We start from the raw sequence: 18,017 nt of genomic DNA, 5'->3' as shown, positions 1-18,017 counted from the left end.
TTGATGATTTTTCACGCATGTGTATTACACTCATGCTGTTTTTATCTTACCTGCATTTTTACGTAAAAGCAAGAAGAACCGGCATCATTTCTTTACCGGTTCTCCATTGATTGCCTGTACCAGGACTTTGTCAAATCTTGCGTATTTTTTTACTTCTTTCATCAGCGTATCGAGGTCTTTCACAATCTGCTCGCGCTTTCCTGTCGGTCCTATGAAATATTCTCTGCTGCCCATTTCCAGCAGATTTCCTGTCGTTCTTGTCCGTACGCCGAAGGTAAGTCTTCTGCTTCCCCGCTGGTAATAAATCGTATAGGTACGCGGCACGTAGTTGAACAGGGAGCTTTCGATTTGGGAAATCGTGTAAAATTCACCGCTCTCTTTCGCCGCCGCATACCGCCGGTCTTTCAGGCAGTCCATTTCGGCTACGGAAATAAAGCAGATCAGATAGTCCAGAAACGAAAACACAACCAGAATCATTGCTTCCACAATTCGTCCCAGATTTGTTCCATCCAGAATATGAACATAGATGTCACCGTAAAATACCGCAAAGAAAAGAACAATACTTAAAATAATCTTGATCCACGGCCAGAGACGGGATTTAATTTTCCGATTTACCTTAAAAACATTAATCCATTCAAGCAACTGTTTATCCTCCATCAATGTAATGATGTCTGTATTTATTTTACACTCTTTTCTCCGTAAAAACAACAGGGAAGCAGAACACTTTCTGTTATAGTTCACTGGTATCCAACGAACTATAATTCTAAAACATTTCCTTCTTTCTTTTTCCAAATTTGCGTATAAAAAGGGAAGTGGCTGGTAATTCGTGGGATCTTACGGCCACTTCCACTCTTCTCATGCTTTATTTACTTTCCGTATACTTGACACCGTATGAAGTGAGGAGGTCACAAAATTCGTCGGCACTGATTGGCATAGTACGGACACAACTAAATTGTGACTTATCAAATATCACAAAGCTAGTAAATGGATGATATGTTGAAAAAAACAGACCACTATCTTTTTGTTTTGATACGTTAAAGAAAAAATGATTTTTATATCTTTGTATAACGGAAAAATCCTCCCATACAATTTTTTTCTTATATCCCAAAAAGGCAAGTTCCATTCCCCACTTATGGATGTAAATACGTGTTAAAGCATCTACACTTCCCCATGACACTATCCCACAAATAAACATTATTCCAAATATTACCCAAAGCTTTTGAGGCAAATTATATAATTCACATTGATTTTTTGCATCTTCCCAAAATCTTGTCATAAGATACCCGATGCCTATTAATGTAGCAACTTGTGCAAACATAAAAAACTTACGATATCCTGCTCTCATATTTTCTCTTTAATTCCTTCGATCTTTATTTTCTTTCCGTGTACTGAATACCATATGAAGTGAGCAGTTCACAAAATTCGTCGGCGTTAAGCGGCATGGTATGAACAGAACGATTTCGCGAATTATCGAATATTACAAAACTGGTAAAGGGATGAAACATTGCCCAATACGGACCTGCATCTTTTTGTTTTGACATATTGAAGAAAAAATGATTATGATATCTTCGTATAACAGAAAATTCTTCCCATTCGATTTTTTTCTTATATTTCAAAAATGAGATCTGCATTCCCCATTCATAAATGTAAATACTGGTTAAAGTATTTATAATTCCAGCAGCCGTACCAAAAGTATAAATCATAAACCACAATATCATAAGTGCTTTATCTTGCATGTTATAAGAACTAATTTGACCTTTTCCCTCTTCCCAAAAATTCAGCATAAGGTATCCGCAGCCCATAAATACCAATATACTAAAATATTTATAAAATTTACGATATCCTGCCTTCATATTTGCCACCTACTAATTTAACTTTTTGAACATTTCCGCTTTTACAACATCAAAGTTGTCTGCGCAAAGGAATCTGCACAATTCCAGATCGTAATAGCGGCTGGCGGTGACATAGAGCTTGGTGTCGTCATCGTAGCAGTAAGCACGATAGCGGAATGGATTGAGCTTTCCGATATTTTCTCCGCTGGTATCGGTCAGACCGGTCTGTTTTCCCCATATTTAAAACGAGCATTACCTCTATTAGAAATATAATACTTGTTTTTAATGAATATGCATGGAACTCATCTTTTCCATTTACCCATATACTCACCACATAGTAATTAATAATAACACACAGAATCAAATCTACACCTGTACCAAATTTTCCCCATATTACTTTCATACAATTTTCTCCTCGTTATTTCTTTCGACTGTGCAATATTCGCACCACTTGTATCCATGGTATTTACCAGTTCTCCCCCTGCATCGTAAGAATAGTTTACTCCCTGCTTTCCATCGCTGTCAATCCGTCCGATGACATCGTTTTGCAAAGATGGGATTTTATACTCTTCCCCCGTAAAAACAATATGCTTTATGGCAGTTGATCCATCCCGCTCCCGACAGCAGTCTGCCCCAGCTTTTGTTTCTGATTTCTGTGATCGTATAGCTTCCCTGGTCTTTGATGACTCCCACCACCGGGTATTCTACTCCGGGACCTGTGCGGATGTTGAGCGCCGGGTCTGTTACACGGTAGATGCCGGGATTGTATTCACTTTTCTCACTGCCGTCTTCTGTTTCCCGAATCAGACGCTGGAACCGCTCCCAGTCTCCCCGCTTCTGAATCTGGGACGGGCAGTTTTTGCTGCAGATGTCGTAATGCCGGTAAACTGCATCTGACGGAATCCCCGTCTCGTTCATCAGGTTTTTCACCAGCTCCACCGTATGTAAAAATGCGGTTTCGTAATCATATCCTTTCTGCACGCACATCTCAACCGCGATGCTGTTCCGGTTTCCATATCTGCCGAATAGATTTTTACTTCCATAATTTCTCCCGACATGCCAGCATCCTCTGCTGTGCGGCGCAGCCTGATAAGCGATCTCCCCGTCATCTACGTAATAATGCGCCGACATAATCTGAAAATTTCCCTGGTACTGCGCTCTTGCATGCGCGCGGGCATCGGCTCCGGCGGCAAAATTATCTGTATTGTGTACCACAATACACTGCGGATGATTTTCCGACCATGTATTCTGGTTGCTACAATAGCTTCTGTCAACCCTCATTTACTCTGCTCCTCCTTTCTCAGCACATCAATCCTTGACCGCAGAACCTCAGGGATTTTCACACCCATCAGCCCTGCATTTTCCAAGATCGAAACCGCTTCATTTAAAATAAATCCAATGCAGACGGCATCCCGCAGGTAATTCGTCTGTGTGAGCTGATCCAGTTTTTCCGCGACCAGCACAAAGAACAGCATCATCCCTTTTCTGCAAAGCCCTTTCCATCCCGCACGGCTCTCCAACGTTCCGTTTTCAGATTTCGGACTCTTTTTAAAAACAACAGGAAGCAGAACACCTCCTGTGATCCAGTCAATTGCCATGAAGCAGACCAGCGTTTCCAGCGCAGCATCCCAGCCTCCAAACTGTGCCGCAAGGAAGCTGCCTGCTACGGCAAGGATCGTGCGATAAATTGATTTCATTGGCATTTCCTTCTTTCTTTTTCTAAATTTGCATATAAAAAGGGAAGTGGCTGGTAATTCGTGGATCTTACGGCCACTTCCACTCTTTTTGTATGTTATTTACTTTCCGTATACTTGACACCGTATGAAGTGAGGAGTTCACAAAATTCGTCGGCGCTGAGCGGTATGATTCCCCAGCCCGGTCCGCGGAACTTGTCGAATATCATGATACTGGTAAATGGGTGATAGGTACACCAGAACAAACTGTCATCTTTCTGTTTCGATATGTTGAAGAAAAAATGATCATTGTATCTTTGTATCACAGTAAAATCTTCCCATTCTATCTTTTTTTCATAGCCCCAAAAAGATAACATTATTCCCCATTCATAAATATAAATTCGTTTTAGTAGAAATGTCACAGTTCCATAAGCTGCTATGCTTAAAAAGAACATTATTCCTAGAAACACTATGATACTTGTTTTTAATGAATAGGCGTGGAACGCATCTTTTTCATTTACCCACAGGCTCACCCACCAATAACTACTAATAGCACACACAATCAGGTCTACGCCGGTACCAAATTTTCCCCATACTACTTTCATACAATCTTCTCCTCGTTATTTCTTACGCTTTGCCTTTGTACAAAACTATTTTTCTTCGCGCAAAGGCATCTTAAAACTTTTCTATCTAAGCGCTGGAAGTCCTATATTTTGCATTTTTCTGGAAATTGCAGGCTTATTACTCTGCCAGTTCTTCTTTTTCCCCCCAACTTTTTTTGTACTAAAGTTGATGTTGCTGTTTTTCTTAAGTGTTGATCCATTTTTATTTGCCTGTTTCTTGGGTTTTCCAAACACTCCATCCAAAACACCGCTTTTGGGATAGCTCAGTAATGGAGACTGAAAAAAGTCTGTAAAAGCACCCAATGCATTCTCAATAGTTTCATTTTTTACATATGCGTTATACGTTTTAGGTTCTAACAAGGTCATTATAGCATCGTAAAATCCTGCCCCCATTGCTCTTGCCATATCTCCTGATTCCTGATACTCTAAATATCCTCCTTTCAAACCACTTACTACTACTGAAAAGATAATTCCTTGGCTATCTCCCAAAACACTACTGATTGCACTTTCTATGGCCACCTCTGCAATTCCTTCTAAGGTTACTTTCTCATTCGCCATTCCGCACTGTACCGCATATACAAATACATCTTTTAAGATATTCCATGCTACTTTTCTGGGATCGATTCCTGGGAATGCCAGCATTAAAATTCCAAAATCACCATCATCATCTACCGCATTCACCGGATTGTTGCAACAGTACACATAAAGGTTCTTTCCATTCATGCTAAACATTTTCGCTTTTACAGCATCAAAGTTGTCCGCACAAAGGAATCTGCACAATTCCGGATCATAATAACGGCTGGCGGTGACATAGAGTTTGGTATCGTCATCGTAGCAGTAAGCACGATAACGGAATGGGTTTAGTTTTCCGATATTTTCTCCGCTGATATCGGTCAGACCAGTCTGTTTTCCCCATGCATCGTAAGAATAGTTTACTACCTGTTTTCCATCGCTGTCAATCAGTCCTATGACATCATTCTGGCTGTTGTACAAGTAATAATACTCTTTTTCTCCCTTTTTCAGCATCAGCGGGGATTTATCCGCACCGTAAACAAACTGAACCAGTACATCTCCATACTTCGTTCCCATCAGTTTGTTTCCGCACCAGTAGTTCTTATGGCTGATTCCGTTCAGGTCTTTCCACTGGACTCTGTATCCTTCGCTGTCGTAATGGTAAACTGCTTTCTTTCCGTTTAAGGTCAGACTCTGCAGCAGGCTTCCTCTGTACCAGGTCAGTGTTCTTCCCTGATAAGCTGTAATGTTGCCGACCGCATCATAGGAAATGCTGCTGCCATTATAGGAAATAAGCTGATCTTTCCATCCTGAAGCACGGTAGGTAAGCAGATCTGTCTTTACCGCATTGCCCAGTGTTCCCGTTGTATAGGAATACTCTTTTCTGGACGTCATATTCATTCCGGCATCGTAGGTATACGTAATACTCTTATTTTCCCATGCAGAATCCACACGGGTCAGTTCACTCAAAGCATTATACATATATTTTACTTTCTGAACACCATTCTCGGAAATCGTAACAATATTTCCTACTGCGTCATAAGTAAAGGACAGTTTCTTTCCGTTATTGTTGATTTCTTTGAGAAGCAAGGTTGTAATTCCTGCTTTTCTTCCCGGCACAAAAGTGTACCTGTTCTTTCTGCAATGCAGATCGGCATGGAACTCGCAAAAAGACAGCCTGCTGCCTGATGGATTGACTCCATTCTTAAGGCAGTAGGCTGTCTTTTCCGCTATACCCGCTCCACTAATAGCTGCTGCATCGGTGTGAGTGTTTCGGTTTTCAGTTCATTTAATTCCCTGATCTTATCTGTCGTCGTATAGAATTTCTTTGCGATATCCCACAGGGTATCCCCCGGCTTGACGAAGTAGCAGGTGATGCCCGGGAGGCTCTGCAGTTCTTCCGGATCTCGGTCTTTTTCTTCGACGTACTGCATTACCATCTCTTTTCTGCGGCGGAAGACGAGGGCGTTCAGGTTCAGTACGACTTTGGCTTCGATGTCGCTGCTGTCCGGCATGGTTGTGGAGAGCTGGTCAATGGAGGACTGGAGTTCGTAGCGGCAGTCCGGTCCGATTCCCGGGACTTCGATGGTGTGGCGGAAGGGTATGGCGGTTTCGGCGGCGTAGAACGGCATTTCGTCGTCACTGACCACGTAGAGCGCCCTGAGTTCCACCACGCCGGTTACTTCGATGCCGTTTTCTACGATTCTTTCCTCGTCGATCTTGATTTTGCCGTCGCTGTGGCAGATCTGCAGAATTTTATTTTTCGGCACGCGCATCTGCAGTTTGTCGGTCAGGCGGCATTTGGAGGAATTGCGGATCAGAAGGCTCTCCAAAGTCTCCTCCTGCACTTTTGGAATGCATTCTCGGTGCGGATGGTAAACGTCCTGCAGAAGTGATACGGTTTCTTCCTGATACAGACAGATGTCAAGTTCGAGTACGGCCTCCGCCTGCAGGACCCGCTCCTCGCCGTCGGAATCGGGCTGGATTTCGAGTGTGGTCTGGCCGAGTGTGCTTTCGATCCGCGGGATCATCTCGGAGATGCAGCCCTGGCATTCCACTTCTGCCTGGAACGGGAGCGCCTGCTCCACCCACTGCAGCGGGTGATCCTCCTCGCCGTCGCTGTACAGACAGAAGACAAAGAGTTCTCCCTGCGCACTGACCCGCCCCTCCTCAGAGCGGAGATCGAGACCGCGCACTTCCAGATCCTGCCAGAGAATCTCGTGCAATTCCGGCTTGCCGGACGGAATCGTAAGCTCCTTTTTGACACGCAGCACATCTTTTTTCTGCACTGCAAGCTCAACCACGCGGTATTCCTGCCTTTTTACCGCGACGTCGCTCTCCCCGCGGATTTCCATCGGCACGGCAAGGTCGCACAGTTCCTCGATCCACGCGTGCAGCGTGACGATCGCGCGCACGCCCAGCTTCCGCGAGTTGATGAGATGCAGGTTCAGATCTTCCACTTCCCAGGTGATGCAGACCTTGTCGCCCCCTGTCAGACCATCGAGATGGATCGTCTCGTCGATCGGAAGCTCGCCGGAGAGCTGGCAGATCCGGCGCCGTTCGCCGTCGGAGACGTACAGCAGATGAAAGGTGAGGCCGCCGAATACACGCGCTTTTCCTTCCGAAATCTGCACATCCCCGATCGTCACCTCGCCTTTTTTCTGAATCATCCGCCCCACATCGGGCCGTGCGTCCGGCACATTGTAGTCCTCATCAAACGTAATCTGTGACACCGCTTCGCTTTTTCTGCTGATCTGATGCAGAATCTTTTTTACAAAATCCATAAGGCTCCTCCCACTCTAATCCTCAAATACGACTGAGATTCCCGCCGCCGCTTTCGTTTTCAGCACGACGTAAGGGCAGGAGGCGGCGCCTTTCTGCTCCTCCTTTGCGGCAGGTCCGACGAGTTTTGTCCGCACGAAAACGGCGTTTTCCGATTTCGATACTTCTTCGATCTGTATGGAAAAGCCTCCGCTTTTCTGCTTTCCGTAGCCGCGCAGTATGTAGAGATCGTCCCCGCTCTCGTACGCCATCTGGAACGCGGATTCTTTTTTCTTACGCAAAATCTGATCGATTTCCGGCGGAAAATCGCCCGGCTTTACAATCGCATACGACAGTTCTTTCCGCTCGCCCTCGCTCACATCTGTGATCCGGCACGATGCTAGGAGCATCAGGATCACCGCCGCCAGAAGAACTCTTCCCCGTCTCTTTTTCTTCATCATTCCAAACGCCGCTTCCCGCTCTTTCTATCCATTGTATGACGGGCCACAGTCTTCTATGACGCAAAATCTTTTTCCGAAAAAGACGAAAGTTATTGCAACCCGCCCCATATATGACGTATACTGAAAAGTACGCAATAATTGAATATCACTATTTTTACCAAGAGGAGAAAAAGATTCATGATTCGTTTTATTCTGGTCATTCTGACCGCTTTTCTGTATCTGATTCTGTCGATCCCGGTGCTTCTTGTTCTGCTTCTGATCCGGAAGAAAAAGCCGGAGGTCTGTGACAAGGTAAGCCGCTCCCTGATCCGCTGGATTTTTCGCGTAATTCTGTTTTTTTCCGGCACGAAGATCACCGTAAAAGGTCAGGAAAATATTCCGAAGGACCGGGCTGTTCTATACATCGGCAATCACCGCAGCTATTTCGATATCCTTGTAACCTATACAACGGTTCCGGGTTCCTGCGGATTTGTCGCCAAAAAAGAACTTTCACGCATTCCGCTGTTAAAGAACTGGATGGAACTCATCCACTGCCTGTTTCTCGACCGTTCCGACATCAAGCAGGGTCTGCAGATGATTCTCTCCGGATGTGAGGAGATCAAGAGCGGCACTTCCATCTGTATCTTCCCGGAGGGTACCCGCGGCAAGACGGAGAGCGAGCTGGAGCTCGGCGAGTTCCACAACGGTTCATTCAAGATGGCAACGAAAACCGGCTGCCCGATCATTCCGCTTTCGATTTCCGGATCCAGAGAAATTCTGGAAGCACATTTCCCGAAGATCCGCGGTACCCACGTTACCGTAACGTACGGCAAGCCGATCATTCCGGGCGAGCTTACGAAGGAAGAGAAAAAAGAGATTGGAAATTATACGAAAAACATTCTATTAGAACAATTGAAAGAAAATGCTTGAAAATGCCAGACCCCTGCGATATAATAAATATATAAAAAGAAAGCACCCACTCCAAAGTGGATGCTCTCGAGAAAAGGGTTAAATGTTCTTACGAACACCGCCTATCCCGTTTGCCGACGGGGTAGGCATTTTTATTTTCGCTTATTTCTCTTATCGAGAAAGGTAAGCAACGCAATGATGAAGCCTCCGAAGGAAATCAGTAAAGCTAAGATTCCCAGAAAAACCATAATAATTTCGTATGCTGTCATTTACGCCACCTCCCTTCCTATGTATTCATTAGCTCGGGAGGCTACCACCCTGTCATGGGTACTTTCCAGTTTAAAATTTTATCATAATTTCTGTGCTGTTTCAAGCATCTCCACAATCTTTCCATATTCCATAAAATGCGATGCCTTTACCAGAATCTGATCGCCGTCCTGTAAGAGCTTCGGCAGTTCTGCCATCAGGCTCTCGCGGTCTGCAAAGTGGCGTACCTCAAGCTTCGAATCAGCCTCTTTTGCCGCTTTTGCAAGATGCTCGCAGAGCGGTCCCGCACAGTAGAGGGCGTCAATGCCGCAGGTTCCGGCGTGTGTGCCGACTTCGGCGTGAAGTGCTGCCTCATCGGTTCCAAGCTCGCCCATATCGCCGAGTACAGCCACTTTTCTTCCCTTCGCCTCTTTCAGAACATCGAGAGATGCCTTCATCGAAACCGGGTTTGCGTTGTAGCAGTCATCGACAACGGTGTATTTTCCTGTCTCGATGATGTGGAATCTTCCGCTCACCGACTGCAGTGTCTCGATTCCCTGTTTGATCTGCTCCAGCGTCAGCCCGTACATGCATCCGACTGCGGTTCCGGCCAGCGCATTGTAAACCATATGGCGTCCCGGAATCGGAATCAGTGCAGAAAAGCTCCCATGCGGGGTATGAATCCGGCAGGAAATGCCGCGGAAGCCCTGGCTCTCGATCTCATCGGCATAATATTCGTTTTTTTCATCCAATCCGAAATGAACCGGCTTGATGCCGTGAACCGTTCCAACAGTAGACAGCTTATCATCGTCCCCATTGATGATAATGTGCCCGTTCTCACGCAGATGATCAAAGATCTCGGTTTTTGCCTGTAAAATACCGTCTCGCGTCTTCAGATTTTCCAGATGGCACCAGCCGATATTCGTAATGACTGCGGTCTCCGGGCGTGCGATCTTCGCCAGACGGTGCATCTGGCCGAAATCGTCGATTCCCATCTCGAGAACCGCCATCTCATCTTCCTCACGCAGACGGAAAACAGTGAGCGACAAGCCCAGCTCATTGTTGAAGTTCGCATCCGTTTTCAGCACACGGTATTTCTGCGCCAGCACCGACGCGATCGTCTCTTTCGTACTGGTCTTTCCAACGCTTCCCGTAATGCCGACAACCGGAATATTGAGCTGCTGCATATAGTATTCTGCCATTGCTTTAATGGCCTCCATGGAATCCTTCACGAGGATATACGGGCATGGCGGTGTTTCAAGTTTCTGCTCGGAAATGACAGCAAGTGCGCCCTGGGAAGCCACGTTCGGGATAAATTTATGGCCGTCCACACGCTCACCCGGAATTGCAACGAAGAGACTTCCCTCTCCCGCTTTCCGGCTGTCCGTCACGATATCCGTGACTTCCGCTGTTTTCTTTTCTTCCGGTCCGAAGTAGATTCCGCCGCACACCTCTGTGATGTGCGCAAGTGTCATATTTTTCATGCGTTGTTACCTCTTTTTCTGAGAGAAAGCTGGATCAGCAGCTCGCAGAGTTCCGGATAGGAAATGCCGAGTACCTGTGCCTCCTGCGGCAGAAGGCTGGTCGGGGTCATGCCCGGAAGGGTGTTTGCCTCGAGGCAGTACATTCTTCCGTCCTTGCGCATCATAAAGTCGAGACGGCAGTAGTTTTCGATACCGAGAGCGGCAGCGCCGTCCTCTGCGTGCTTCTGCATTTCTTTCGTCTGCTCCTCCGTCAGTACGGCCGGGCAGGTATCAACAGTAGCTCCGGCTTTGTATTTGTTCGTGTAATCATAGAAGCCTTCGATCGGTGCAATCTCGATGATCGGGTAAGCCTTTCCGTCTACCACGCCAACGGAGAACTCTCTTCCCTCGATATACTCCTCAACGACAACCTTCGGTTCGTAGGAGAAAGCATCCTTCATAGCCTGCCAGTATTCTTCGTTCGTGTGTGCAATATAGACACCGACACTGGAACCGCCGCAGCACGGTTTTACGACAACCGGAAGCTCCAGGCCAAAGCCGGACAAAGGCTCGCTCTCCTGGCCTTTTTTCAGGGTCACGCCGTTCGGGGTCGGCACATGGTGTGCACGGAAGAACTGTTTTGTGATGGATTTGTCCATTGCGAGGGCGCTGCTTAAATAGCCCGTTCCGGTATACGGAATGCCGAGCAGATCGAACGTAGCCTGTACCTTTCCGTCCTCTCCGTTTGCGCCATGCAGGGCAAGGAAAACAACATCCGCTGCCTCGCAGAGTTCCAGTACGTTCGGTCCGAAAAATCTGCGGCGGGATTCGATCATTTCGTTTAATCCTGCATCAAAGCTGTGCATATATTCTGCTGCTTTGTCTATATCGTACGCCTCCTCTGCAAATACATCTTCCAGGTTCCCCTTCACATCGATACCGCAGAAAACGTCTACCAGAACTGCCTGATGGTTTTTCTCGCGGAGTGCCTTGCAGACCATAGTTCCCGATGTAATGGATACCGAACGTTCCGTGCTGGTTCCTCCAGCTAATACTACTATTTTCATCTATCAAAATCTCCTTTATTTGATGTGCTTCTGCTGTGATGCTTAAGCGTTTTTCCTACAGGCTGTTTTTCTGTGTAGGCTGCGGCCCGGTTACATCATCCAGGCTATAGTATACGATAACCGGGTCACCAATTTCAATAGCATTGAACACTTTTTCTGCTTCTGTGTATGGGGTATTCACACATCCGTGGGATCCGTTCGTCAGATAGATGTCCCCGCCGTACTCGGTACGCCAGCTCGCATCGTGGATTCCGACGTCGCCGTTAAACGGAAGCCAGAACATGACATGGCTCGGATAGAGCTTGAAATCACAGTCACTTTTTTTCGCATCCACCGCCCAGACACTGCCTGCCGGAGTGTCATAGCCCGTCGCATGATTGCCCGTTGTGACCGGTGTTTCCGTCACCAGAACGCCATCCTTGTAGCACCACATTTTCTGCTGGGAAATGCACACCTCGACGTATGTATTTCCGATATCATTCGCCGAACGGTCATTTGCCGTATAAAGGTAAACCGGATCGAGATTTCCCTGTGTTTCGTCCTCGATCGCCTGCAGAAGTGCCTGCGTCGTCTCCTCCTTGTCGATGCACCAGCCGTAATCGCCGCCCGCATTCAGGTTAATGGTCGCGCCAAGACTCGTTTTGAAGGTATGCGCCAGCCCGAAGGTGTCCGTCTCATACGCCATATGGCGCACAAAAGCTGCCGCTTCGTCCTGCGAAATCGTGTAGGTTCCATCCTCCCCCTGTACGAGCCAGCTCTGTAAGGTCGCCCGGTCTATGGCATAGCTGTTTTCACCGATTGCATACGTGATCCGCGCCGCTGTCAGGTGGTTCAGTTCCGCCATTTTCCCATTCAGTGCTTCATCATCCTGCGTAATGTCCGGTTTCCGGTAAACATCTTTTTCTTCCAGATCCACGCTCGCCGCTCCGGCATCCAGCGCCTCGATGACAGCCTGCTCCGCCTTCTCATAGTCCACCTGCTCGCCCTCTGTTTCCGGCACAATAACGTACGAGGTTCCGTCATCCGTCAGATACGCATCCGTCGGCGCTTCCTGCTGTTCTTCCTGAAACCCTTCCATCGTCTGCAGTTTTTCCTGCACCATTTCTTTGTCATAGACAGAGTCCGCCGCCACCTGGTTTTCTTTCTCTTTCCAATAGAATGCAGGCCATGCAAGAGTATTCTGGGACTCCAGCAGTTTTTCCACCGCGTGGTCGTCCACATACGTGAGGCCGATCTCCGTGCCGCTTAATGTCTCTGTTTTTCCACCGCGCTCGGTAATGCTGAGTGTATAATCCACAATGTGCTTCTGAATTTCCTCTTTGACCTGCTCTGCGGTCAGCCCTGCGCAGTTCAGTCCGTTGATCGCGGTTTTCGGGAAAAAGTGGGATGCATAGTAATGCCCCACGCCCGCGTAACCGCCTGCGGCCGCAAGGAGTATGATTCCTGCGGCAATTCCTATTACTTTCTTTTTCATGTTTTTCCTTTCTGTCCCATAGAAAATTTCTTTTTAACTTTCTAATAGAAAAAAGCCGGAACTCCCACACCAGAGTTCACAAAAACTGTGTCCCCCGGGAGAATCCGGCTTTTGTATTTTTACTTATCTGTTATTTGCTTTCCAGAATCTTATCCACGCTGACCAGTTTGACACTCAGCACGAATACCTGACCTGCGATTTCCAGCTCTTCCGGTGTCGGGAAAGACGGTGCAATACGGATGTTGGAATCCTGCGGATCGTTGTGATATGGATACGTTGCGCCCGCGCCTGTCATGGTAAGACCGGCCTCGTTTGCCTTTGCAACGATCTTCTTTGCGCATCCCTCCATCGCATCGAAGGAGATAAAGTATCCGCCGTTCGGTTTTGTCCAGGAAGCGATGCCAAGGCCGCTCAGCTCCTGATCCATTACCTGCAGAATTGCCTCGAATTTCGGTCTTAAGATCTCAGCATGCTTTTTCATCTGATTCATCACGCCGTCCAGGTTCTGGAAGAATTTTACATGGCGCAGCTGATTCAGTTTATCATGACCGATGATCTGGAAGTTCATGTACTCCTGTGCCTCTTTGATGTTTGCCTCAGAAGAAATGAGAGCTGCAATTCCGGCTCCCGGATAGCTTACTTTCGAGGTGGATACGAACTCATAGACCATATCCGGATTTCCGGCTTTCTCGCACTCCTCGATGATGTTCAGCAGGTGATCCTGTCTGTCATCATACAGGTGATGGATGATATATGCATTATCCCAGAAAATACGGAAGTCTTTGGCTGCCGGTTTCAGGTTTGCAAATCTTCTGACGGTCTCATCGGAGTAGGTGTAGCCCTGCGGGTTGGAGTATTTCGGTACACACCAGATTCCCTTGATGGCGTCATCTTCTGCAACGAGTTTTTCTACCATGTCCATGTCCGGTCCTTCTGGTGTCATCGGAACATTGATCATCTCAACGCCGAAGTACTCGGTTACACCGAAGTGACGGTCATAGCCCGGTACCGGACAGAGGAATTTTACTTTGTCCAGCTTGTTCCACGGAGTGCAGCCTGCAACGCCCTTCAGGAACGAACGTGCTACGGTATCAAACATAATGGTAAGGCTGGCGTTTCCGTAAACGATGACGTTTTCCGCCGGAACCTCACAGATATCTCCGATCAGTTTTCTTGCTTCCGGAATACCGGTCAGCACGCCGTAGTTCCGGCAGTCGGTTCCATCTTCTGCGAAGGTGTCTTCATTTTTCGAGAGAACGGTAAGCATTCCTTCCGTGAGATCTAACTGGGCTGCTGCAGGTTTTCCTCTGGAAATATTCAGATTGAGGCCTTTTGCTTTTACCTCTGCAAATTCCTGCTCCAGTCTGGCTTTCTCGGCAACTAATTCTTCTTTGGTCCATTCGATATACGGTTTCATGAAACGTCCTCCCTTGTACTTTCCTTACCCGTTTTTCAGGTTTCTTGCTCAACTAAAGACCATTTTACCAGATCATGAGTTTCTGTCAAGGAGAACTTGCATGTTTTATGCACTTTTCGGCATTTTATCCCACTTTTTGCAGTTTTATACTTCATTTCCTGCAATTCAGCCAAATGTTTTTCGTATGACGGACATACGTCCGCTGCCAAAAGATGTTTTAAATGTTGTCAGACTGCCATCTTCCCGATGCACCGCACGGCAGAACAAGGCCGGTCGACTTGACCGGAAGGCCGATTTCCTGTGCTTCTACGTGGCCTTTGTACCGTTTTAATTCCAGGGAAATCATGTACGTCAGGACAGCCGGTGCAAGTCCTGTCGTGTAAGAATTCACAAGGAAGAACAGCGGGTCATCGCTTAAGAGCTGCGTGCAGAGCCTGATGAACGGATGAATCGACTCCTCGATTTTCCAGATCTCGCCCTTTGGTCCTCTTCCGTAGGACGGCGGGTCCATGATGATCGCGTCGTAGTGGTTGCCTCTGCGGATCTCGCGCTCGACAAATTTGGTGCAGTCATCCACAAGCCAGCGGATCGGCTTGTCCGAAAGGCCGGACACGGCAGCGTTCTCTTTTGCCCAGTTGACCATGCCTTTGGATGCATCGACATGTGTGACGCTTGCGCCTGCTGCGGCCGCTGCGAGCGTTGCGCCTCCCGTGTAGGCGAACAGGTTCAGCACTTTAATCGGGCGGTTGGCACGGCGGATCAGATCGCCGAACCAGTCCCAGTTCGTTGCCTGCTCCGGGAAAAGGCCGGTGTGTTTGAAGCTGAACGGTTTCAGGCGGAAGGTCAGTTCTTTATAGTTGATCTCCCACTGCTCCGGCAGATGGAAAAACTCCCATTCTCCGCCGCCCTTGCTGCTTCTGTGATAATGGCCGTTTTTCTTTTTCCAGCCCGGATTTTCTTTTTTCGTGTTCCAGATGACCTGCGGGTCTGGTCTTACCAGAAGGTAATCTCCCCACCGCTCCAGTTTTTCTCCGTCGGACGTATCCAGCACTTCATAATCTTTCCATCCATCTGCTATCCACATTTTATTGGTTTCCTTTCTCTTTTATCTCAAAATTTATCGTGTTCTGAATTGTACGTTCCTATGATACCATAAAAGTATTGTTTTTCCAAAACATTTCTTATATCATAGTTCTGGGCATCCGCGCATTTGATCCGGAAATCTGCCCGTGGAAAGGATTTTTCTCATGGAAACCGTACTCTTATATCAGATCAAAGGAACGAAAACAGCTGTGCTTTTAAAGCCGGTTCTCTTAAAGCTCGGTATCCGCGTGCGCATTGTGGAACCGGAACAGTATCTCCAGTCGATCGGATTTCTTGCCGGAAATAAAGCATTTGCAGAATCCCCCGAAGCCTATGACGGCGCCGGATTTGATGAACCAATGATGGTCATGGCCGGCTTTTCCGAGCGGAAACTCGATCTTTTTCTCACCGAAATGCGCCGGAAAAAAGTGCCGCCGATCGCCCTCAAAGCCATCGTCACAACGCAGAACCAGGCGTGGAATTCGCTGCAGCTCTACAGAGAATTAAAAGAAGAACACGAAAAAATGAAATCGTACCGGAAATAACTGGTCTGGTCAAAAAATCCGGAATTGGAACTTTTTCTTCATGCCACCACTCCCTATAATAGGGTGCAATCAAGGAACGAAAGTTCCAGATACCAAAGGAGTGCGTTGTTATGAAAAATGAAAAAGTCTGGAAAATCGCAATGACAGGTGTCTTTGCAGCCCTTTCCTACGTTGTCTTCACCTTCCTGCAGTTCAAAATCTGGCTGCCAGGCGGAGATGCCACCTCGATCCATTTCGGAAACGCTGTCTGTGTGCTCGGTGCACTGATTCTCGGCGGTGTTTACGGCGGAATCGGCGGTGCGATCGGCATGACCATCGGAGATCTTCTCGATCCGGTCTATGTGGTATACGCACCAAAGACCTTTATCTTAAAATTCTGCATCGGCCTCATCGCAGGACTGATCGCACACAAAATCGGTAAAATCAACGAGCAGACCGATCAGAAACAGATCTTCAAATGGGCACTGCTTGCAGCCATCGGCGGACTTCTGTTCAATGTGATCTTCGATCCGCTCATCGGTTACTTCTACAAACTGGTTCTTCTTGGAAAACCGGCAGCAGAGGTTACCTTAAGCTGGAACGTAGCGGCAACTTCCATCAACGCCGTACTTTCCACCATCGCTTCCGTTGTCATCTACATGGCACTGCGTCCGGCTCTTCAGAAATCCGGACTGTTTAGCCAGGTAAAGGCAGCAGCGAAATAAAAAAACAAATTTCATTTACGCGATATCCAAAAAAGTCACCATGTTCTATTTCGAACCGGTGACTTTTTTCATGCATTTCTTTTTATTTTTCAGCGGTGGCTGCTGCCTCTTTTTCTGCCTCATCTTTTGTTTTTTCTCCGGCGAACCACGCTTTTTCAATCATTTCCAGTTCCCGTATATCAATACAGTTGGGAATGCTTCCTTCTCTTACCGCCTTCTGGCACTCTTTGAGATCCATCCAGCGGACTGCTTCTACTTCCGACTCCTGTAGATGCAGTTTTTCCGCCTCGACCGGCTTCGTGTAAAGATACACGGCGCTGACCTCATGATCGTGGAACGGTTTTCCGTAAAAAACACCGTGTGATACTTTTTCCAGCAGGCCAAGATCCCTCAGCTCCTCTGCCTCTGCGTGGATGCCGAGCTCCTCGCCGATTTCCCGCAGAGCCCCTTCCAAATATGTATCGCCCGCCGAAAGATGGCCGGCGCTTGAAATATCGTAGCAGCCCGGATTCGAATCTTTCCAGGCACTCCTTTTCTGCAGCAGTACCTCACAGCCGCTCTTCTCATTCGCCCGTGCAATCCAGATATGTGCCGTTCCGTGACACCGTCCCTCACTGTGCGCCACGCCGCGTTCTACGATGGTTCCGGTCGGCGTGCCGTCGCCTGAGCGCTCCTCAAAAAGTTCCATCTGTTTTCCGTTCAGCACCGCTTCTGCGAGCGTGTCGCCCACATACCGCAGCTTCAGGGAGAAAAACGGCTCGTCTTCATTCAGAAGGCGGAAAAAGATTTTGTCTCCCTCCCACAGATTCAGGTGCAGGACGTCCTCTTTTTTCACCCAGGCGAGTTCGCCCTCATCACATGCAGTCGGTTCTCCCGTGAATCCGTCTGCCGTGTAGAGACACATATACTCCATGTACTCCACCGTTTTGCTGTTTTCTGCCTCTGTCACAAAGGTAACGAGACCGCGGAAACGCCAGCTCGTCAGCGTGTAGCCGGTTTCCTCTTTTACTTCACGCAGCAGGCATTCCTCCGGGCTTTCGCCAAGTTCCGCATGGCCGCCGACGCCGATCCACTTGTCCTTGTTGACATCGTTCTTTTTCACCGTGCGGTGCATCATCAGATAGCTGTCATCCTTTTCGATGTAGCACAGCGTTGTCATGCAGCCTCTGCCTCTTTCTTCTGTTTTTTCCTCCATCTTTGACTCCCTCCGTCGTGTGCCGGACTTCTTTCCGCTTCTTTTGTTTTTCAGGAAAAATGTATTTCTGCAC

19 protein-coding genes are annotated in these 18,017 nt (G+C 47.6%); 3 read left to right on the top strand and 16 right to left on the bottom strand.

Annotated features, from left to right (window positions below):
- Positions 1 to 84 precede the first annotated feature (84 nt).
- The 9 genes from DW769_RS05285 to DW769_RS05240 form a co-directional block, all read right to left on the bottom strand.
- Positions 85 to 642, bottom strand: a complete 558-nt coding sequence (locus tag DW769_RS05285) for a hypothetical protein (protein ID WP_117802370.1) — start codon at positions 640 to 642, stop codon at positions 85 to 87.
- Positions 643 to 862: 220 nt separating this feature from the next.
- Positions 863 to 1,345: a hypothetical protein gene (locus DW769_RS05280; protein ID WP_055219945.1), complete on the bottom strand. Its 483-nt coding sequence runs from the start codon at positions 1,343 to 1,345 to the stop codon at positions 863 to 865.
- A gap of 25 nt (positions 1,346 to 1,370) precedes the next feature.
- A complete protein-coding gene (locus DW769_RS05275) occupies positions 1,371 to 1,853 on the bottom strand; it encodes a hypothetical protein (protein WP_055219947.1) in 483 nt (160 codons plus the stop codon).
- A gap of 540 nt (positions 1,854 to 2,393) precedes the next feature.
- On the bottom strand, positions 2,394 to 3,113 hold the full coding sequence (locus DW769_RS05265; RefSeq protein ID WP_055219951.1) for an N-acetylmuramoyl-L-alanine amidase: 720 nt from the start codon (positions 3,111 to 3,113) through the stop codon (positions 2,394 to 2,396).
- Positions 3,110 to 3,529, bottom strand: a complete 420-nt coding sequence (locus DW769_RS05260; RefSeq protein WP_118640481.1) for a phage holin family protein — start codon at positions 3,527 to 3,529, stop codon at positions 3,110 to 3,112. Before DW769_RS05260 ends, DW769_RS05265 begins: the two co-directional genes overlap by 4 nt.
- A gap of 95 nt (positions 3,530 to 3,624) precedes the next feature.
- Positions 3,625 to 4,110 carry a hypothetical protein gene (locus DW769_RS05255; protein WP_055219954.1) on the bottom strand — a complete coding sequence of 162 codons (486 nt, stop codon included), beginning with the start codon at positions 4,108 to 4,110 and terminating at the stop codon, positions 3,625 to 3,627.
- Between the two features lie 81 nt (positions 4,111 to 4,191).
- Positions 4,192 to 5,760, bottom strand: coding sequence for an RHS repeat domain-containing protein (locus tag DW769_RS05250; protein WP_118750068.1), 1,569 nt, complete (start codon positions 5,758 to 5,760; stop codon positions 4,192 to 4,194).
- A gap of 110 nt (positions 5,761 to 5,870) precedes the next feature.
- The gene (locus DW769_RS05245; protein ID WP_117761625.1) at positions 5,871 to 7,424 is read right to left on the bottom strand and encodes a DUF3794 and LysM peptidoglycan-binding domain-containing protein; all 1,554 of its coding nucleotides are present in this window, start codon (positions 7,422 to 7,424) and stop codon (positions 5,871 to 5,873) included.
- Positions 7,425 to 7,439: 15 nt separating this feature from the next.
- Positions 7,440 to 7,862, bottom strand: a complete 423-nt coding sequence (locus tag DW769_RS05240) for a protease complex subunit PrcB family protein (RefSeq protein ID WP_117509843.1) — start codon at positions 7,860 to 7,862, stop codon at positions 7,440 to 7,442.
- Between the two features lie 177 nt (positions 7,863 to 8,039).
- Here DW769_RS05240 and DW769_RS05235 point away from each other — a divergent pair, with 177 nt between their 5' ends.
- Positions 8,040 to 8,771, top strand: a complete 732-nt coding sequence (locus DW769_RS05235) for a lysophospholipid acyltransferase family protein (protein ID WP_055228029.1) — start codon at positions 8,040 to 8,042, stop codon at positions 8,769 to 8,771.
- Positions 8,772 to 8,902: 131 nt separating this feature from the next.
- Here the strand turns inward: DW769_RS05235 and DW769_RS16790 are convergent, their stop codons facing one another.
- The 6 genes from DW769_RS16790 to DW769_RS05210 all read right to left on the bottom strand — a co-directional run bounded on the left by DW769_RS16790 (position 8,903) and on the right by DW769_RS05210 (position 15,501).
- A complete protein-coding gene (locus DW769_RS16790; RefSeq protein ID WP_226906323.1) occupies positions 8,903 to 9,019 on the bottom strand; it encodes a putative holin-like toxin in 117 nt (38 codons plus the stop codon).
- Between the two features lie 81 nt (positions 9,020 to 9,100).
- Positions 9,101 to 10,480: a UDP-N-acetylmuramoyl-tripeptide--D-alanyl-D-alanine ligase gene (locus tag DW769_RS05230; protein ID WP_117509842.1), complete on the bottom strand. Its 1,380-nt coding sequence runs from the start codon at positions 10,478 to 10,480 to the stop codon at positions 9,101 to 9,103.
- Complete coding sequence (locus DW769_RS05225; RefSeq protein ID WP_118750067.1) at positions 10,477 to 11,526, bottom strand: D-alanine--D-alanine ligase family protein; 1,050 nt, start codon at positions 11,524 to 11,526, stop codon at positions 10,477 to 10,479. The genes DW769_RS05230 and DW769_RS05225 overlap by 4 nt, the downstream gene beginning before the upstream one ends.
- Before the next feature lie 55 nt (positions 11,527 to 11,581).
- A complete protein-coding gene (locus DW769_RS05220) occupies positions 11,582 to 13,000 on the bottom strand; it encodes a L,D-transpeptidase family protein (RefSeq protein ID WP_117802359.1) in 1,419 nt (472 codons plus the stop codon).
- A gap of 130 nt (positions 13,001 to 13,130) precedes the next feature.
- Entirely contained in the window at positions 13,131 to 14,417 is a 1,287-nt protein-coding gene (locus DW769_RS05215; protein ID WP_118640478.1) for an aminotransferase, read from the bottom strand.
- Positions 14,418 to 14,634: 217 nt separating this feature from the next.
- A complete protein-coding gene (locus DW769_RS05210) occupies positions 14,635 to 15,501 on the bottom strand; it encodes a class I SAM-dependent methyltransferase (RefSeq protein WP_118750066.1) in 867 nt (288 codons plus the stop codon).
- 145 nt (positions 15,502 to 15,646) lie between these two features.
- Between DW769_RS05210 and DW769_RS05205 the strand changes: the two genes are divergently transcribed.
- Both DW769_RS05205 and DW769_RS05200 read left to right on the top strand, forming a co-directional pair.
- Positions 15,647 to 16,045 carry a DUF3783 domain-containing protein gene (locus DW769_RS05205; protein ID WP_226911627.1) on the top strand — a complete coding sequence of 133 codons (399 nt, stop codon included), beginning with the start codon at positions 15,647 to 15,649 and terminating at the stop codon, positions 16,043 to 16,045.
- A 110-nt stretch (positions 16,046 to 16,155) separates the two neighbouring features.
- Positions 16,156 to 16,749 (top strand): ECF transporter S component, encoded by a 594-nt coding sequence (locus DW769_RS05200; RefSeq protein ID WP_022461779.1) that lies wholly within the window; start codon positions 16,156 to 16,158, stop codon positions 16,747 to 16,749.
- Between the two features lie 82 nt (positions 16,750 to 16,831).
- Here DW769_RS05200 and DW769_RS05195 read toward each other — a convergent pair whose 3' ends face one another.
- Complete coding sequence (locus DW769_RS05195) at positions 16,832 to 17,944, bottom strand: NUDIX domain-containing protein (RefSeq protein ID WP_082424949.1); 1,113 nt, start codon at positions 17,942 to 17,944, stop codon at positions 16,832 to 16,834.
- Between the last annotated feature and the right edge of the window lie 73 nt (positions 17,945 to 18,017).

Source organism: Blautia sp. AM29-29 (assembly GCF_003480555.1).
GTDB classification, from domain to species: Bacteria; Bacillota; Clostridia; order Lachnospirales; family Lachnospiraceae; genus Fusicatenibacter; species Fusicatenibacter saccharivorans.
The sequence above is the reverse complement of the archived record's forward strand: the minus strand, read 5'-3'. Positions and strand labels throughout refer to the sequence as shown.

What these genes read in the sequence shown, in the direction of transcription:
- DW769_RS05280 (WP_055219945.1), bottom strand. Translation starts at nt 1,345, where the DNA reads ATGAGAGCAGGATATCGTAAGTTTTTTATGTTTGCACAAGTTGCTACA.
- DW769_RS05275 (WP_055219947.1), bottom strand. Translation starts at nt 1,853, where the DNA reads ATGAAGGCAGGATATCGTAAATTTTATAAATATTTTAGTATATTGGTA.
- DW769_RS05265 (WP_055219951.1), bottom strand. Translation starts at nt 3,113, where the DNA reads ATGAGGGTTGACAGAAGCTATTGTAGCAACCAGAATACATGGTCGGAA.
- DW769_RS05260 (WP_118640481.1), bottom strand. Translation starts at nt 3,529, where the DNA reads ATGAAATCAATTTATCGCACGATCCTTGCCGTAGCAGGCAGCTTCCTT.
- DW769_RS05255 (WP_055219954.1), bottom strand. Translation starts at nt 4,110, where the DNA reads ATGAAAGTAGTATGGGGAAAATTTGGTACCGGCGTAGACCTGATTGTG.
- DW769_RS05245 (WP_117761625.1), bottom strand. Translation starts at nt 7,424, where the DNA reads ATGGATTTTGTAAAAAAGATTCTGCATCAGATCAGCAGAAAAAGCGAA.
- DW769_RS05240 (WP_117509843.1), bottom strand. Translation starts at nt 7,862, where the DNA reads ATGATGAAGAAAAAGAGACGGGGAAGAGTTCTTCTGGCGGCGGTGATC.
- DW769_RS05235 (WP_055228029.1), top strand. Translation starts at nt 8,040, where the DNA reads ATGATTCGTTTTATTCTGGTCATTCTGACCGCTTTTCTGTATCTGATT.
- DW769_RS16790 (WP_226906323.1), bottom strand. Translation starts at nt 9,019, where the DNA reads ATGACAGCATACGAAATTATTATGGTTTTTCTGGGAATCTTAGCTTTA.
- DW769_RS05230 (WP_117509842.1), bottom strand. Translation starts at nt 10,480, where the DNA reads ATGAAAAATATGACACTTGCGCACATCACAGAGGTGTGCGGCGGAATC.
- DW769_RS05225 (WP_118750067.1), bottom strand. Translation starts at nt 11,526, where the DNA reads ATGAAAATAGTAGTATTAGCTGGAGGAACCAGCACGGAACGTTCGGTA.
- DW769_RS05220 (WP_117802359.1), bottom strand. Translation starts at nt 13,000, where the DNA reads ATGAAAAAGAAAGTAATAGGAATTGCCGCAGGAATCATACTCCTTGCG.
- DW769_RS05215 (WP_118640478.1), bottom strand. Translation starts at nt 14,417, where the DNA reads ATGAAACCGTATATCGAATGGACCAAAGAAGAATTAGTTGCCGAGAAA.
- DW769_RS05210 (WP_118750066.1), bottom strand. Translation starts at nt 15,501, where the DNA reads ATGTGGATAGCAGATGGATGGAAAGATTATGAAGTGCTGGATACGTCC.
- DW769_RS05200 (WP_022461779.1), top strand. Translation starts at nt 16,156, where the DNA reads ATGAAAAATGAAAAAGTCTGGAAAATCGCAATGACAGGTGTCTTTGCA.
- DW769_RS05195 (WP_082424949.1), bottom strand. Translation starts at nt 17,944, where the DNA reads ATGGAGGAAAAAACAGAAGAAAGAGGCAGAGGCTGCATGACAACGCTG.